The sequence below is a fragment of the Phyllobacterium sp. K27 genome (assembly GCF_054796155.1).
The window spans coordinates 3,165,666-3,180,695 of the sequence record NZ_CM139240.1 but is presented as its reverse complement, the minus strand read 5'-3'; the positions used below and the strand labels follow the sequence as shown (position 1 = coordinate 3,180,695).

The following is a 15,030-nucleotide window of genomic DNA, read 5'->3' as shown; positions in this document are numbered from 1 at the left end:
CTATTCAGCTGGCGTTGGTATGGGCTTGGTGTCTCCATTGTCATCCAGAACTGTATCAATGCGTTGAGCCTCACGTGTTGGTTTAACCAGAGGCTCGGGTGTTACTGGTCGCGTGAGTAGAAGGTCGTTGCCTGCAGACAGGCCTTCTGCTGCCTGCAAGTGCAGCCTGTCTTCATCTCGTTGGCGAATGTCCTGCACGATTTCATAGGCGAGTTCTTCGGCGACGCCGAGTTCTTCAAGTGCTCGCCTTCCGAATACCAGGCCAGATTCGAACGTTTCACGCAGCTCATAATGAACGCCGCGCGCTCGCAGTTTCAGCGTATGTACGCGGTCATAGGATCGTACAAACAATTTGATATCCGGATACTCAGCTTGGATCAGATCAACGATCTGGTTTGTCGTTTCTTTTTTATGGGTTGTGATAGCGACAATCTTCGCTCGCCTTATACCGGCCGCTTCAAGAACCTCCTTTCGCGTACCGTCACCAAAGTAGATGCGAAATCCGAACTTGCTTGCCGCGCGAATTCGGTCGGCTGAAGCATCAATAACAGTCACCTCGCTGCCGCCTGCCAGAAGAATTTGCGCTGCGATCTGTCCATAGCGTGAGAAGCCGATCATCATGACATCGGCGCCTGCCCCATCGAAATTCTCGTCGATTTCATCCTTGGTGTTGTTATCCACCAGAAAGTGGTTTCCGAGCGCAACCGACAAAGGCATTACCGCCATGGAAAGCGTTGTTACTGCGACCAGCTGCGAGGCAACTGAATCGGCCATAAGACCCGCTGCCGCTGCCGCTGAAAACAGGACGAATCCGAATTCACCACCTTGTGGCAGAAAGAACGCGACGCGGATCGCATCATTGTGATTATTGCGGAATATCCGAGCAAGAACATATACCACCAACGCCTTGATTGCCATGAATACTGGTACAGCCAAGAGGATGGACTGCCAGTTCTGCAAGATGACACCAAGGTCGAGCGAGAGGCCGACAGCCATGAAAAAAAGGCCGAGGAACACGCCACGAAAGGGCTCTATATCGGCTTCCAGCTCATGTCGATATGATGATTCAGCCAATAGCACACCGGCGATGAATGCGCCCATCGCCATCGACAGACCAGCAAATTGCATCAGCGTTGCGGCTCCCAGAACGACGAACAAGGCAGCGGCGATCATAACTTCCCGTGCGCCGGTATTGGCGATAAACCGGAAGAGCGGATTAAGCAGGTAACGACCAACAGCAATAATCGCGCCAACGCAAATAACGGCGATGAGAAACTTGCCCAGCGGATCTGCTTCCTGGGTTGCTGAACCTGGTGCGAGCACAGGAATCATTGCCAGAAGCGGGACGATCGCCAAATCCTGAAACAGCAAAATTGCAAATGATGTCTGGCCATGCGGCATTGTCGTTTCGCCGCGTTCTTCCAGAATCTGCATGGCAAAGGCCGTGGAGGAAAGAGCAAGGCCGAATCCTGTGATCAGTGCCGCCTGCCAATTCATAAGGGCGAGGGCAAGGATGAGGCCGGTCAACAAAGCACCGGTAATGATCACCTGGGCTGCACCAAGACCGAAAATTGCATGCCGCAATGTCCAAAGACGCGAAGGCTTGAGCTCAAGTCCGATGACGAACAGCAGGAAAACGACACCAAGTTCGGAAAAGTGCAGAACCTGTTCGCCATCGGTGATCAGATTTGCAAGTGGTCCTATCAGCAGCCCGGCGGCGAGATAGCCAAGCACGGTCCCCAGACCGAGACGCTTGAAAAGTGGGGCGGCAATAATCGCCCCTGCGAGAAGTGCAAGTGCCTGAAAGTAGAGGTTGCCACTCTGTGAAAGCATGTGCTCGTGATCCGGATCTGAAAAAATGTTGCGTGCGTTTGCCTTGATAGACCCTGATTTGCACCATATAGGGTGGAGTACATCGTGTGACTTTTGTCAGATAAGTCCTCGCATCCTATCATGCAATCAACCTTAGAGATGAATATGGTCGAGCCGGTAAACTCCCGCGAATTTCTAGACAATGCCACAGCGCTGGTGGAGGCTGCAAGGCGCGTCGGTGCTGATGCGGCGGACGCCGTGGTGGTGCGCTCCCGCTCGACTGGCGTCAATGTACGGCTGGGCAAAGTGGAGTCGACAGAATCCTCAGAAAGTGACGAGTTTTCGTTGCGGGTCTTTGTCGGCCGCAAGATTGCAAGTATTTCCGCAAATGCGGGTTCTGATCCCAAGGTTTTGGCCGAGCGAGCCGTCGCCATGGCCAAGGTTTCCCCGGATGATGCCTATGAAGGATTAGCGGCAACAGAACAGCTTGTTCGCAATATTCGCGATCTTCAACTCTATGATCCAACCAGTGTGGATGCTGCGCAATTGACAGAAGCCGCACTTGCCGCCGAAGAAGCCGCGCTCAGTGTCGAAGGCGTTACCAATTCAGGTGGTGGCTCAGCATCTGCTGGCATGGGCGGGCTTGTTCTGGTCACATCAGGAGGTTTTGCCGGATACTATAATGGCTCACGTTTCTCGCGCTCGGTCAGTGCCATTGCCGGAACTGGAACCGGCATGGAACGTGATTATGATTTTTCGTCGCGGATTTATTACGATGAACTGGAAGACGCAGGCGCTATCGGCCGTTCCGCCGGAGCGCGCGCTGTCAGGCGGTTGAATGCGCGTCAGGCGCAGACCGGGCGCGTCAATGTCGTTTATGATCCGCGCGTTGCGCGTGGCATTGCCTCGCATCTGGCCAGCGCCATCAATGGCGCATCTGTTGCACGTAAGACTAGTTTTCTGAGAGATCGTATGGGAATGAAAATTCTCAGCGACGCCGTTAACGTCACGGATGATCCATTGCGTGTGCGCGGTTCTGCTTCTCGCCCTTTCGATGGCGAGGGTCTTGAAGGTATTCCATTGAAAATGGTTGAAAATGGTGTGCTCAAACATTGGTTGCTTTCCACATCAACAGCTAAAGAGTTGGGGCTCACCACGAATGGCCGCGGCACACGCTCAGGATCGACTGTCGTGCCGTCATCAACAAATTTTGCTATTGAGCCTGGCGAAAAAACGCCTGACGAATTGATCCGTGCTGTTGGCACAGGGTTTTATGTCACGGAACTGTTCGGGCAGGGCGTTGACATGGTAACCGGCCAATATAGTCGCGGCGCCAGCGGATACTGGATCGAAAACGGTGAATTGTCTTATCCGGTAAGCGAGGTGACACTTGCCTCCAATTTGAAGGAAATGTTCCTCAATTTAACGGTTGCCAATGACATTGACCGCAATTTCGGTGTTGCCAGTCCAACGCTCGTTATAGAAGGCATGACTCTTGCCGGAAAATGACCAAAACAGACAAGATCTCGACTTGATTCGTGAGGCAGCGGCTGGCGCTGGCCGGATAGCACTGTCCTATTACGGGCAATCGCCGCAAATCTGGCTCAAGACTGGCAATTCGCCCGTCACCGAAGCAGATCTTGCTGCAGATAAATATCTCAAGGACGTGTTGCTGAGTGCTAGGCCAGATTATGGCTGGATATCGGAAGAGACGCTGGATGAGCGTATAATTTCACCCAGGCAGCGCTTCTTCGTTGTTGATCCGATTGATGGAACCCGTGCTTTCATCGAAGGCGTTGACGTCTGGTGTGTCAGTGTCGCAGTTATCGAGAATGGTCGTCCGGTTGCCGGCGTTCTTGAATGTCCGGCACGGAGTGAAACGATAAGTGCTCTACCCGGTAAGGGCGCTGACCAGAACGGCAATTCCATTCATGTTCAGGCGGAAAGCCGGCCATTCAGGGTCGCTGCACCGGGTGGATATCTCAACAAACTGCCGCAGTCTTTTCTCGGCTCTATCGAACGTGCGCCCCATATTGCCTCTCTTGCATACAGGTTGGCCATGGTAGCACGCGGTGACCTTGCTGGCACATTCGTGAGACCGAATTCGCATGATTGGGATCTGGCTGCTGCTGATCTCATTTTGTCTGAGGCGGGCGGCAATGTCTTGACAGCAAAGGGCGAAGCACTCACCTACGGTCTGCGCAATCCCCAGACCGGCGATTACCGGCATGGTACTTTGGTTGCGGCGAGTGGTCTGCTAATGGATAACATGCTGAACGTTGTAGCGGACACTGCCTTCGGTTAAACAGAACCATCTTTCAATCTGACAAATCATCTGGACAAATTATTATGAGCGAAGAAACCTCGGATACAAAACAACTGCTACATCTGGTTTTTGGCGGGGAGCTTAAAAAATTGGGCGGCGTCGAGTTCCGAGATCTCGATAATCTCGATATTGTCGGAATTTACCCGAATTTCGAGACCGCACAGCGCGCCTGGAAATCCAAGGCACAGCAAACAGTCGATAATGCGCATATGCGTTATTTCATCGTCCATATGCATAAGCTGCTCGATCCGGTAACGGGCAAATCAGGTTGAACGTGTGACACGACAAGACGACGAAATGCCGTCCAGCGAAGTGATAGTAACCAAGTCTTCACCCAAGAAGAAAAACGGGTTGCTGAAGCGGTTCTGGCGGTCTGTTCGCGGTCCTTTGGCAAATTCTCCGGTTGTGCGGTCGATGATCGTCTGGCTCATTACCCAGTTTTTCCGGCTGGTGAATGCGACAAATCCTCGGCTCGCCGGTTCGTCCGATGTCGAAGAAATGAAGCGCGGAGGCGAACCGTTTATTGCAGTTGCCTGGCACGGACAGCATCTGATGGCTCCGTTTCTCATGCCGCGCAATATCCGGTTTGTTGCAATGTTCTCGCGCAGCAAGGATGCCGAGCTGAATGCACGCGTCGCCGAGCGCTTCGGAGTTGAGATTATTCGTGGTTCAGGCGGCAGGGATCGTGCAAAAGGCACGGAAAAGGGCGGTGCACGCGCACTGCTTGCCCTAAAAAAGGCACTGAAGGATGGCAAGACTGCTGCAATGATTGCCGATATTCCCCATGGTACGCCTCGCCAGTCAGGCATTGGTGTTGTTCTGCTTGCAAAATTGTCGGGCCGTCCGATTCTCCCGATTTGCTATTTAACGTCGCGACGCAAAGTTCTTGAAAAAAGCTGGGACAAGACAACTGTTCCATTGCCATTCGGCAAGTCAGGGTTGATTGTCGGTGATCCGATTTTCGTTCCCCAGGATGCTGATGATGCCATGCTTGAAGCCAAGCGCGTTGAACTGACCGACAGCCTGAATGCGAATACGCTTCGCGTTCACAAACTGGTGGATGGCGCGATATGAGTGAGAAGTGGGCACGGCTTGCGCTGGGCACCTATCGCTGGGCGGGTGCAATAATTTTCCCCGTAGTGGGTGCCTATGTTGCTTTCCGTGCCAGCAAGGGCAAGGAAGAGCGCGGCCGTCAAGGCGAGCGTTATGGCGTTGCCAGTGTGGCGCGTCCCGCAGGGCCGTTGGTTTGGGTTCATGCCGCCAGCGTTGGCGAAACATCGGCTGTTACGCCATTGGTCGAAGCAATCGTCGAAATGGGCATTCATGTCGTCTTGACGACCGGCACGGTCACCTCTGCGAAAATGGTTCAGGATCGTCTAGGTGATCGTGTCATTCACCAATATGTGCCGCTTGATCTCAAGCCTGCAGTCGACCGCTTCCTGACGCATTGGCAGCCTGATCTTGCAGTCATATGCGAGTCCGAAATATGGCCTATGACTATTCTCGAGCTTGGAACGCGGCGCGTGCCGCAGGTTCTCGTTAATGGACGCCTGTCGGATCGTTCCTTTGCCGCCTGGAACAAACGCGCATCAATTGCCGAGGCATTGTTTGAAAATCTCGCTCACGTTGTGGCGCAGTCAGATGTTGATGGCGAGCGCTTCCGTACGCTTGGCGCGCGGCCGGTCACCGTGTCGGGCAATCTCAAGGTCGATACAGCCGTTCCTCCGGTCGACAATTCGCAATTGGCTGTCCTTCAGGGAATGATAGGGTCGCGCAAGACATGGACTGCCATCTCTACGCATCAGGGTGAAGAGGAAATCGTCGCCCAGGTACATCAGATGCTCAAAGCCAGACACCGTGATTTGCTGACGATCCTTGTGCCGCGGCATCCGGACCGTGCTGCCGAAGTGGCGGCACAGATCGAAGCCATGGGAATGCGCGTTGCGTTGCGTAGCCGTAATGATCCAATTGAGCCGGAAACCGATATTTTTATTGGCGATACGATCGGCGATATGGGCCTATATTTGCGAATGGCAGAAATTGCCTTCGTTGGTCGCTCCCTGACAGCACAAGGCGGTCAAAATCCCCTCGAACCGGCTATGTTGAAGTCTGCCATTCTCTCGGGCCGAAATGTGCAGAACTTCCGTGACTCCTATCAACGGCTGATCAAGAATGGTGCAGCCAAACTTGTACGTGACAAGGATATGCTGGCAGGAGCGGTAAACTACCTGTTTAACAATCCGGCAGAGCGGCAGATTATGATTGAAGCGGGGCTGAAGACCGTCGAGGACATGCGCGGATCGCTGTCCCGCACCATGACGGCGCTTGAGCCTTATCTACAGCCTTTGGTGCTGCAGGCGCGGCTGTCCAATCGCGAAAGTGCTTGGAAATGACTTCTGAAGCGCCTCCATTCTGGTGGGAAAAGCCGGATTGGCGTGCGGGAGCCTTGAGTCCACTGGCGAAGATATATGGCGCGGTTGCCGGTCGCCGTATCCGGCGTGCCAAGCCACCATCCGTATCCGTTCCAGTTCTTTGCATCGGTAATTTTACTGTTGGTGGTGCGGGCAAGACTCCAACATCGATCGCTCTGGCCAAAGCAGCAGCCTCAATGAGTCTAAAGCCAGGAATTGTATCGCGCGGCTATGGCGGCGCATTTTCTGGGTTGTACAGAGTCGATCCGGATCAGGATAGCGCGCGCCATGTTGGTGACGAGCCTCTATTGCTGGCGCGTCATGCGCCCGTGGTCGTGTGCGCCGACCGCTTGGCTGGCGCGAAAGCGCTTATGGAGTCCGGTAGTGATTTCATCATCATGGATGACGGGTTTCAGAGCGCTCGGCTGCACTTTGACTATGCGCTCATGGTCGTCGATGCGGGTAGGGGCATTGGCAACGGGAAAGTTCTACCCGCCGGGCCGTTGCGGGCTCCGCTGACGGACCAGTTGCTCCGGACCGATGCCTTGCTCAGGATCGGCACCTCCGGCGGTGCCGATCAAGTTGTTCGCAGTGCAGCGAGGGCGGCAAAACCGATTTATGAATCTGTGCTTCAACCACAAAGCATTGCGCATATTGCCAAGGGACAGCTATTGGCTTTTGCCGGCATTGGCGATCCTTCCAAGTTTTTCAGAACCTTGAATGAAGCCGGATTGGATGTCGCCCAAACCAGATCCTTTCCGGATCACCATCCTTATACGGATGAGGATGCTGCTGATTTGATGAAAGACGCAGCCAAGGATCAACTCACTTTGATCACGACTGCAAAGGATCACGTCAGATTGCTCGACGGCAGCCCTTTGGCCAGGGAATTAGCGACAAAAGCGCTTATCCTTGAGGTGGAATTGGTCTTCAGCCACCCGCAAACGGCGCAAAACATCATCCGCGAAACGCGGGAGCGCGCAAAGGCCCGCGCACTAAAAAACCTATAGAAAATGGCGTCTTCCAATCCGGGGCGGCACTTCTCTCATGGGTAGGTCGAGATTGCGTCCGGTTGTTTGGCTATATTGCCGATCATTGGTGAAAATGACTTTCCCGTACTGGCGCATTTCTACAGCGAGTGAAATGCGCGGGGCGGCATGGCTTGCAGGAATTTCAATTTCATAAGCAATTGGGAAATAACCATTGCGATTGAGCGTAAAACTTGTTGCGCCAATTTTAGGCATGGCAACGGCTGTTCCATTGGTCGCATCATAAGCTGTTATGAAAACAACAGTGCTCGCGGTAAGCCGGGCATGGGGCGGACCTTGCAAATAGCCGCGAATGGTTTTCGTTGGGCCGCTATAGGTTGGGGGCTCATCGTTGGTCGTACAACCGCCCATGGCAAGCCCAAGACCCATGAGTGAAAGCAGGAGGGTGCGACGACTATACACGCTTAGTCCTTGCTCCGCTGACGAAGGTCCGGATTTTCATGTAGTTCCCGATTGAATGATGTGCGTGCGTCTACATAAGGCTCCTGCCGTGCAACACTCCAATATCTCAGCTCATCAATGGCTATCTTTTCTCCGGTAACGGCACACAACACATAGGCGCCCGGCGACAGGACTTGAAAGTCACCGTCGAGATAGCGAATTTTGGCTTCGCGAGAGCCGGGGCCTTCAAATCGGTTCATTGTGTTCGTTCCAGTTCGGTTAATTGCCGCTATTTACGGCCTTGCAACTTTAGCGGTCAAGGTCTGTCAGAACGGTTCTATATATAGAACGGCCCTAGCGCCTGCCGAACAGTCGCTCAATATCCGTCAGTTTCAATTCGATATAGGTCGGACGCCCATGATTACACGTCCCTGACCCCGGCGTTGCTTCCATTTGCCGGAGTAACGCGTTCATCTCATCGGGCTTAAGCCGTCTTCCAGCCCTGACTGAACCATGACAGGCCATGGTCGCGGCCACATGGTCGAGAATGGCTTTCAACCCATCCGATGTATCGTGTTCGGCAATCTCATCTGCAAGATCGCGCACCAGTTTTTGCGTATCGATCTCGCCCAGCATGGATGGTGTTTCGCGAATGGCGACAGCGCCAGGGCCAAAAGCTTCCAGACCAAGGCCAAATTGTTGCAGCGTTTCAGCATGGGCAACGAGTCGCCCCACATCATCTTCGGGAAGATCAACGATCTCAGGGATCAGTAGCATTTGTGCCGCCAGAGGGCGCGAGTGCAGGGCGTTTTTTAAAGCCTCGTATACAAGGCGTTCATGCGCTGCATGTTGGTCGACAATAACGAGGCTATCGTCAGTTTGCGAGACGATGTAATTCGCATGAACCTGTGCCCGGGCTGCCCCGAGTGGCATGGCAAGCAATTCCGGGGAAGCACTGGTTGCGCTGGCGCGGGCATCTGCGCTGAGTGCGTTGGCACCGTCATAGAGAAATTCCTGCACGGTTTCAGCAAACCCATTGCCTTGACTGGCGGCCATAACTGCCTTCTCAAAAGGGCGGAACGGTGATTGCTGCACCGAATAGTTCTGATTGCTGGAAGAGACGTTTTCGGTGCCCCATACTGGCGTTGTGGAGCGAGGCTCGAATCCGCCGGGGCGGAAAGATTGCAGCATGGCTTCTGCGCCCGTGGTAGCGGCGCGGATTCCGGATTGCCCCAGTGCTTCCCTTATAGCTCCAACTATCAGGCCGCGCACAAGGCCGGGATCGCGAAACCGTACATCGGCCTTTGCCGGATGGACATTCACATCGACGAGTTCTGGATCGAGATTGAGGAAAAGCACGACGACCGGATGACGATCACGCGACATGACATCTGCATAGGCTCCGCGAATCGCACCCCATATCTGCTTGTCGCGGACCGGGCGTCCATTCACATAGGCGAATTGATGAAGACTGTTTGCGCGATTGAAAGCCGGAATGCCAGCAAAACCAGTCAGTCGCACACCATCGCGCGTGGCATCAATGCCTATGGCATTTTCGGGGAACTCCTTGCCCAGTACTTGCGAAATGCGCTCCAGCATGCCCTCGGAGCCAATGCCCGTCGCGGCCATTTCAAGGGGCGATCTGTCGCTGCCGGTGATGGAAAAGCGAATATGCGGAAAGGCTATAGCCACGCGTTTGACCACATCGCTGATTGCCGTTGCTTCCGCACGGTCGGTTTTCATGAATTTGAGGCGGGCGGGCGTTGAAAAGAAAAGATCACGCACCTCGACAATCGTTCCGCCATTCATGCCCGTAGGGCGTGGCCCATCCATGCGTCCACCATTAACGGCGATCTCAAAACCGGAATCCGCATCGGCGATGCGCGACTTCAATGACAGTCGCGAAATCGAACCAATGGAGGGCAGCGCTTCACCACGAAATCCGAGCGCCCGGATATCATGCACATTGTCAGTCAGCTTGGATGTGCAATGGCGTGAAACCGCAAGGGCAAGTTCGTCTGCGGGAATACCCGAGCCATTATCCGTTATGCGAATAAGGTTCTTTCCACCACCGGCCGTAACGATATCAATGCGTGTCGCTCCAGCATCGATCGCGTTCTCTACCAGTTCCTTCACCACGCTGGCCGGTCGTTCGATAACTTCGCCAGCCGCGATCTGGTTGATGATTGTTTCGGTGAGATGTTTGATGGCCATTGCAAAGATATAGTGGATTCGGCCGACTACCGAAACGTGCAAATCATGCATGCCGCTCATCATCCAAGTAAATATTAGCAATGCCACGATCTGGTCATCAGTACGGCTTTGGTGGTAGGTCTTGTGCCGCTATTCGAGGAGAAGACCTATGGCAAATTCCAAGCCGTCCTTTGTCTGGACCGATCCCTTTCTGTTGGAAGATCAACTGACAGAAGATGAAAGGATGATTCGTGACAGTGCGCGTACCTTTGCCCAAAGCGAACTTCAGCCGCGTATTGAGGAAGCCTATCTTCAGGAAAAGACTGATCCTGATTTATTTCGTCTCATGGGGCAATCAGGACTACTCGGCGTCACCTTGCCTGAGGAATATGGCACGGCCGGTGCGTCTTACGTGGCTTACGGACTCGTTGCACGCGAGGTGGAGCGCGTGGACAGCGGGTATCGCTCCATGATGAGCGTGCAGTCGTCGCTGGTGATGTATCCTATCTATGCCTACGGTTCGGAAGAACAGCGTAGGAAGTATTTGCCAAAGCTGGCCTCAGGCGAATGGATCGGTTGTTTTGGACTGACGGAGCCTGATGCAGGCTCCGATCCGGCGGGCATGAAGACCCGCGCGATCAAGGTCGCGGATGGTTACAGTATTTCCGGCTCGAAGATGTGGATTTCGAACTCCCCCATTGCGGATGTTTTTGTTGTTTGGGCCAAGTCCGATGCGCATGATGGTCAGATCAAGGGGTTCGTGCTTGAAAAAGGCATGAAGGGTCTTTCCGCCCCCAAGATTGACGGCAAGCTTTCGCTCCGGGCCTCAATCACTGGCGAGATTGTCATGGATGGCGTCATCGTCGGAGAAGAACATGTATTGCCAAATGTGGCTGGTCTCAAAGGTCCATTCGGATGCCTCAATCGCGCACGCTACGGCATCTCTTGGGGTGTCATGGGCGCCGCCGAAGATTGCTGGCAGCGCACTGTGCAATATGGCCTTGATCGCAAGCAATTCGGACGCCCGCTGGCTGCAACACAGCTTTTCCAGAAGAAGTTTGCCGATATGCAGACCGAGATCACACTTGGTTTGCAAGCCTCGTTACGTGTGGGTCGTCTCATGGATGAGGACCGGATGGCACCGGAGATGATCAGCCTCGTCAAGCGCAACAATTGCGGCAAGGCCTTGGATATCGCGCGCATGGCCCGTGATATGCATGGTGGCAATGGAATCCAGATCGGCTACCATGTCATGCGCCACTCGCAAAATCTTGAAACCGTGAATACCTATGAAGGCACGCACGATGTGCATGCCCTCATTCTGGGTCGCGCCCAGACCGGCATTCAGGCGTTCTTTTAGCTCTTTTGCTGCTGGACAATTCCGTAAATATTGGTTGAGCGTGCACCAGAGCGGCAATAGGCCAGAACCGGGCCGTCAGTTTGCTCAAGGGCAGAAGTCATGGCATCGACATCGTCCTGCGTGAGTTGTCCAGCCACGACTGGCACGTAATAAACAGGGATTCCGGCCTTCTCCGCCACTTTGGCAATCTCTGCAAAATCCGGCTGGTCTGGCGACTCGCCATCTGGCCGGTTGCAGATGAGCGCGTTGTAGCCAGCGGCAACGATATCGCGAATATCGTCCGGTGAAATTTGACCAGTCACGGCGTAGCGATCGTCAATCTGACGGATATCCATTTTCATGTCCTTGGAATTGTGGATGTTTACGGCACCATACATCAAACAAAACGCTTTGCCAGATCAAAGCGGCTTCAACATTCGAAGGCTTGCTCATTTGCATGGATCACCATTAGGGTCTTTGTGGAGGGACAAATGATCGACAAGCTGGAATTCTTTATTGCATTGGCTCGCCACAAACATTTCGGCCGCGCTGCGGAAGAATGCGGGGTGACGCAGCCGACGCTTTCAGCGGCAATTCGCCAGCTTGAGAACACGTTGGGGGCGGTTCTCGTTCAGCGCGGCTCCCGGTTTAATGGTCTGACATCTGAGGGCCAACGCGTGCTCGAATGGGCGCGGCGTATTGTTGGCGACACGAAGACAATGCGAGAGGAAATCCGCGCAGCGCACTTTGGCCTCGCGGGGCATTTGAAGATCGCCGCGATTCCAACCGCTTTGGCTATGGTGTCGAAACTCACCACGCCTTTCAGGGAGAAACACCCGGACGTAACCTTTTCCATTACGTCGCGAACCTCATTGGAAGTTCTGACGCTGCTGAGTAACTTTGAGATCGATGCCGGTATCAGTTACCTTGACAATGAGCCTTTAGGCCGTGTGACCTCGGTCCCGCTTTATTCCGAGCGCTATCAATTGATTACTGCGGCGGGGAATACCTATTCGGACAGAACGTCCGTCACTTGGGCAGAGGTCGGTCAACTGCCGCTGTGTCTGCTGACGAAAGATATGCAGAACCGCCGGCTCATCAACAAGCACTTGCAGGATGCAGGTGTCGACGTTCATCCGACCCTTGAATCCAATTCGATGATCGTCCTCTTCTCTCATATTCGTACCGGAAAATGGGTTAGCATCATGCCGCTTAACCTTTCGGAGACCCTTGGTTTTGCTGAACCGATCCGGTCCATCCCGATTGTGGAGCCAGATGCGCGTCATTTGGTGGGGTTGGTTGCAGCAGACAGGGAGCCTCATACGCCACTTGTATCTGCTCTCCTGCATGAAGCACGCACACTCGCACTGACAATGGATATTTCTTGATAGAAAATTTCTATCATCCAACGAGTCTGCGATATTGATTATATATCAGTTTTTTGATCTGTTCTAAATCACGAGGAGAAATTAGGGAGGGCGCTGCACAAAATGCAGAGCGCAAGTACCGATATCGCTGCTAGAGCGATAGGCATTATCGATCAATTCAAGGGCAAAGAAGGGCCACTATTACCCATCTTGCACGAGTTGCAGGGTGAGTTTGGTTATGTGCCACAGGAAACGCTTCCTTTGATCGCACATGCTCTCAATATTTCCCGGGCTGAAGTGCACGGCGTATTTTCATTCTATCATGATTATCGCGATCATCCGGCTGGTCGGCATGTTCTGAAGCTTTGCCGGGCCGAAGCCTGTCAGTCGATGGGTGGTGATGCATTGGCGGATCGCGCGCGCCAATTGCTGGGAATAGACTGGCATGGCACGACTGCCGATGGCGCGGTAACCCTAGAGCCTGTTTATTGCCTTGGCCTTTGTGCTTGTGCTCCGGCCGCCATGTTGGATGGCAATGTAATCGGGCGTTTGGATGCTGAGCAGCTCGATGAAATTGCTTCCGAGGTGCGGCTATGAGCATCACTTTCTTTGTTCCCCGCGATTCCGGTGCATTGGCACTTGGCGCTGAACAGGTCGCCAAGACCCTCGAAAATGAGATCGTCGCGCGCAACCTCGATGCAAAGGTCGTGCGCAATGGCTCGCGTGGCATGTACTGGCTTGAGCCAATGGTCGAGGTGGAAACGCCTGGCGGCCGCGTAGCCTATGGACCGGTCAAGGCTTCCGATGTTGCATCCTTGCTTGACGGTGGGTTGGCCGAGGGTAGGGTGCACCCACTCTGGCTTGGTCTTACAGAGCATCTTCCATTTCTGGCCAAACAAACACGCCTGACATTTGCCCGTTGCGGTATCACCGATCCAGTTTCGCTTGATGATTACCGCGCCCATGATGGTTTGAAGGGGCTGCAAAACGCTCTGACTTTGTCGCGGGCTGAGATCGTGGCTCAGGTAACCGAATCCGGACTGCGCGGACGCGGTGGCGCGGGTTTCCCAACTGGCATCAAATGGAAAACAGTGCTCGATACCGCCGCACCGCAAAAATACATTGTTTGCAATGCCGACGAGGGTGATAGCGGTACATTCGCTGATCGTATGATCATGGAGGGCGACCCCTTTGTCCTGATCGAAGGCATGGCGATTGCAGGCATCGCCGTTGAGGCGACGAAGGGTTATATCTACATTCGTTCTGAATATCCCCATGCAATCGCCGTTATGAATGAAGCCATTGAGGTTGCACGAAAAGCGGGCATATTGGGTGCGTCCATACTCGGTTCGGCCTATGCTTTTGACATGGAAGTGCGCGTTGGCGCAGGCGCCTATGTTTGCGGCGAAGAAACAGCCCTGCTTGAAAGTCTTGAAGGGCGCCGCGGTATCGTACGCGCCAAGCCACCGCTTCCCGCGCATAAGGGCCTGTTTGGCAAACCCACCGTCATCAATAATGTGATTTCCTTGGCCTCCGTGCCTGTCATCATGGACAGGGGTGCCGCCTTCTACAAGAATTTCGGCATGGGACGCTCACGTGGCACCATTCCGTTGCAAATCGCTGGCAACGTCAAATATGGCGGTCTGTTTGAGACTGCTTTCGGCCTTACCCTTGGTGAGATCGTGGACGATATTGGTGGTGGCACTGCGACGGGTCGCCCGGTGAAAGCTGTGCAGGTTGGCGGTCCACTGGGGGCTTATTTCCCTCGCTCGCTTTTCGACACGCCGTTTGATTATGAAGCCTTTGCTGCCAAGGACGGTCTTATCGGCCATGCGGGATTGGTCATCTGCGATGATAGTGTCGATATGTTGAAGCAGGCGCGCTTCGCCATGGAATTCTGCGCTGTGGAATCCTGCGGCAAGTGCACACCATGCCGTATCGGTTCGACGCGCGGTGTTGAGGTTGTGGACCGCCTTTCAGCCAATATAGAGCCCGAGAAGCAGATCGCGGTTCTTACCGATCTTTGCAATACAATGAAGTTTGGCTCCCTCTGCGCCTTGGGCGGTTTCACGCCTTACCCTGTCATGAGCGCTCTTAATCATTTTCCTGAAGATTTCCGCCCGGCCACAGTTGCCGTTGCGGCGGAATAGGA

15 protein-coding genes are annotated in these 15,030 nt (G+C 54.0%); 10 read left to right on the top strand and 5 right to left on the bottom strand.

Annotated elements, in window-relative coordinates; genetic code table 11:
- The gene (locus ACYJL1_RS15735) at positions 1–1,833 is read right to left on the bottom strand and encodes a monovalent cation:proton antiporter-2 (CPA2) family protein (RefSeq protein WP_460896250.1); all 1,833 of its coding nucleotides are present in this window, start codon (positions 1,831–1,833) and stop codon (positions 1–3) included.
- A gap of 144 nt (positions 1,834–1,977) precedes the next feature.
- On the opposite strand from ACYJL1_RS15735, the gene ACYJL1_RS15730 reads away from it, so the two are divergent.
- Genes ACYJL1_RS15730 through lpxK form a run of 6 tightly spaced genes read left to right on the top strand, consistent with a single transcriptional unit; the run spans position 1,978 to position 7,559 of the window.
- Complete coding sequence (locus ACYJL1_RS15730) at positions 1,978–3,321, top strand: TldD/PmbA family protein (RefSeq protein WP_460898072.1); 1,344 nt, start codon at positions 1,978–1,980, stop codon at positions 3,319–3,321.
- The gene (locus ACYJL1_RS15725) at positions 3,308–4,117 is read left to right on the top strand and encodes a 3'(2'),5'-bisphosphate nucleotidase CysQ (protein ID WP_460896249.1); all 810 of its coding nucleotides are present in this window, start codon (positions 3,308–3,310) and stop codon (positions 4,115–4,117) included. The genes ACYJL1_RS15730 and ACYJL1_RS15725 overlap by 14 nt, the downstream gene beginning before the upstream one ends.
- A 44-nt stretch (positions 4,118–4,161) precedes the next feature.
- Positions 4,162–4,410, top strand: a complete 249-nt coding sequence (locus ACYJL1_RS15720; RefSeq protein WP_115055200.1) for a DUF4170 domain-containing protein — start codon at positions 4,162–4,164, stop codon at positions 4,408–4,410.
- Positions 4,411–4,435: 25 nt separating this feature from the next.
- Positions 4,436–5,212 carry a lysophospholipid acyltransferase family protein gene (locus ACYJL1_RS15715; protein ID WP_460898071.1) on the top strand — a complete coding sequence of 259 codons (777 nt, stop codon included), beginning with the start codon at positions 4,436–4,438 and terminating at the stop codon, positions 5,210–5,212.
- Complete coding sequence (gene waaA, locus ACYJL1_RS15710) at positions 5,209–6,531, top strand: lipid IV(A) 3-deoxy-D-manno-octulosonic acid transferase (RefSeq protein ID WP_460896248.1); 1,323 nt, start codon at positions 5,209–5,211, stop codon at positions 6,529–6,531. The genes ACYJL1_RS15715 and waaA overlap by 4 nt, the downstream gene beginning before the upstream one ends.
- Positions 6,528–7,559 carry a tetraacyldisaccharide 4'-kinase gene (lpxK, locus tag ACYJL1_RS15705; RefSeq protein ID WP_460896247.1) on the top strand — a complete coding sequence of 344 codons (1,032 nt, stop codon included), beginning with the start codon at positions 6,528–6,530 and terminating at the stop codon, positions 7,557–7,559. The genes waaA and lpxK overlap by 4 nt, the downstream gene beginning before the upstream one ends.
- Here lpxK and ACYJL1_RS15700 read toward each other — a convergent pair.
- The 3 genes from ACYJL1_RS15700 to mutL all read right to left on the bottom strand — a co-directional run bounded on the left by ACYJL1_RS15700 (position 7,554) and on the right by mutL (position 10,193).
- The gene (locus tag ACYJL1_RS15700; RefSeq protein ID WP_460896246.1) at positions 7,554–8,000 is read right to left on the bottom strand and encodes a hypothetical protein; all 447 of its coding nucleotides are present in this window, start codon (positions 7,998–8,000) and stop codon (positions 7,554–7,556) included. The two genes, lpxK and ACYJL1_RS15700, sit on opposite strands and share 6 nt — an antisense overlap.
- A 2-nt stretch (positions 8,001–8,002) precedes the next feature.
- Positions 8,003–8,239 (bottom strand): DUF2093 domain-containing protein, encoded by a 237-nt coding sequence (locus ACYJL1_RS15695; RefSeq protein WP_460896245.1) that lies wholly within the window; start codon positions 8,237–8,239, stop codon positions 8,003–8,005.
- Positions 8,240–8,333: 94 nt separating this feature from the next.
- Positions 8,334–10,193: a DNA mismatch repair endonuclease MutL gene (gene mutL / locus ACYJL1_RS15690; protein ID WP_460898070.1), complete on the bottom strand. Its 1,860-nt coding sequence runs from the start codon at positions 10,191–10,193 to the stop codon at positions 8,334–8,336.
- 148 nt (positions 10,194–10,341) lie between these two features.
- Between mutL and ACYJL1_RS15685 the strand changes: the two genes are divergently transcribed.
- Complete coding sequence (locus tag ACYJL1_RS15685) at positions 10,342–11,532, top strand: acyl-CoA dehydrogenase (protein WP_460896244.1); 1,191 nt, start codon at positions 10,342–10,344, stop codon at positions 11,530–11,532.
- Here the strand turns inward: ACYJL1_RS15685 and ACYJL1_RS15680 are convergent.
- Positions 11,529–11,867, bottom strand: a complete 339-nt coding sequence (locus ACYJL1_RS15680; protein WP_460896243.1) for a protein tyrosine phosphatase family protein — start codon at positions 11,865–11,867, stop codon at positions 11,529–11,531. The two genes, ACYJL1_RS15685 and ACYJL1_RS15680, sit on opposite strands and share 4 nt — an antisense overlap.
- 135 nt (positions 11,868–12,002) lie before the next feature.
- Between ACYJL1_RS15680 and ACYJL1_RS15675 the strand changes: the two genes are divergently transcribed.
- From ACYJL1_RS15675 to ACYJL1_RS15665, 3 genes are all read left to right on the top strand, one after another.
- Complete coding sequence (locus tag ACYJL1_RS15675) at positions 12,003–12,899, top strand: LysR family transcriptional regulator (protein ID WP_460896242.1); 897 nt, start codon at positions 12,003–12,005, stop codon at positions 12,897–12,899.
- A 102-nt stretch (positions 12,900–13,001) separates the two neighbouring features.
- Positions 13,002–13,475 (top strand): formate dehydrogenase subunit gamma, encoded by a 474-nt coding sequence (locus ACYJL1_RS15670; RefSeq protein ID WP_460896241.1) that lies wholly within the window; start codon positions 13,002–13,004, stop codon positions 13,473–13,475.
- Positions 13,472–15,028, top strand: coding sequence for a formate dehydrogenase beta subunit (locus ACYJL1_RS15665; protein ID WP_460896240.1), 1,557 nt, complete (start codon positions 13,472–13,474; stop codon positions 15,026–15,028). The genes ACYJL1_RS15670 and ACYJL1_RS15665 overlap by 4 nt, the downstream gene beginning before the upstream one ends.
- The last annotated feature ends 2 nt before the right edge of the window (positions 15,029–15,030 follow it).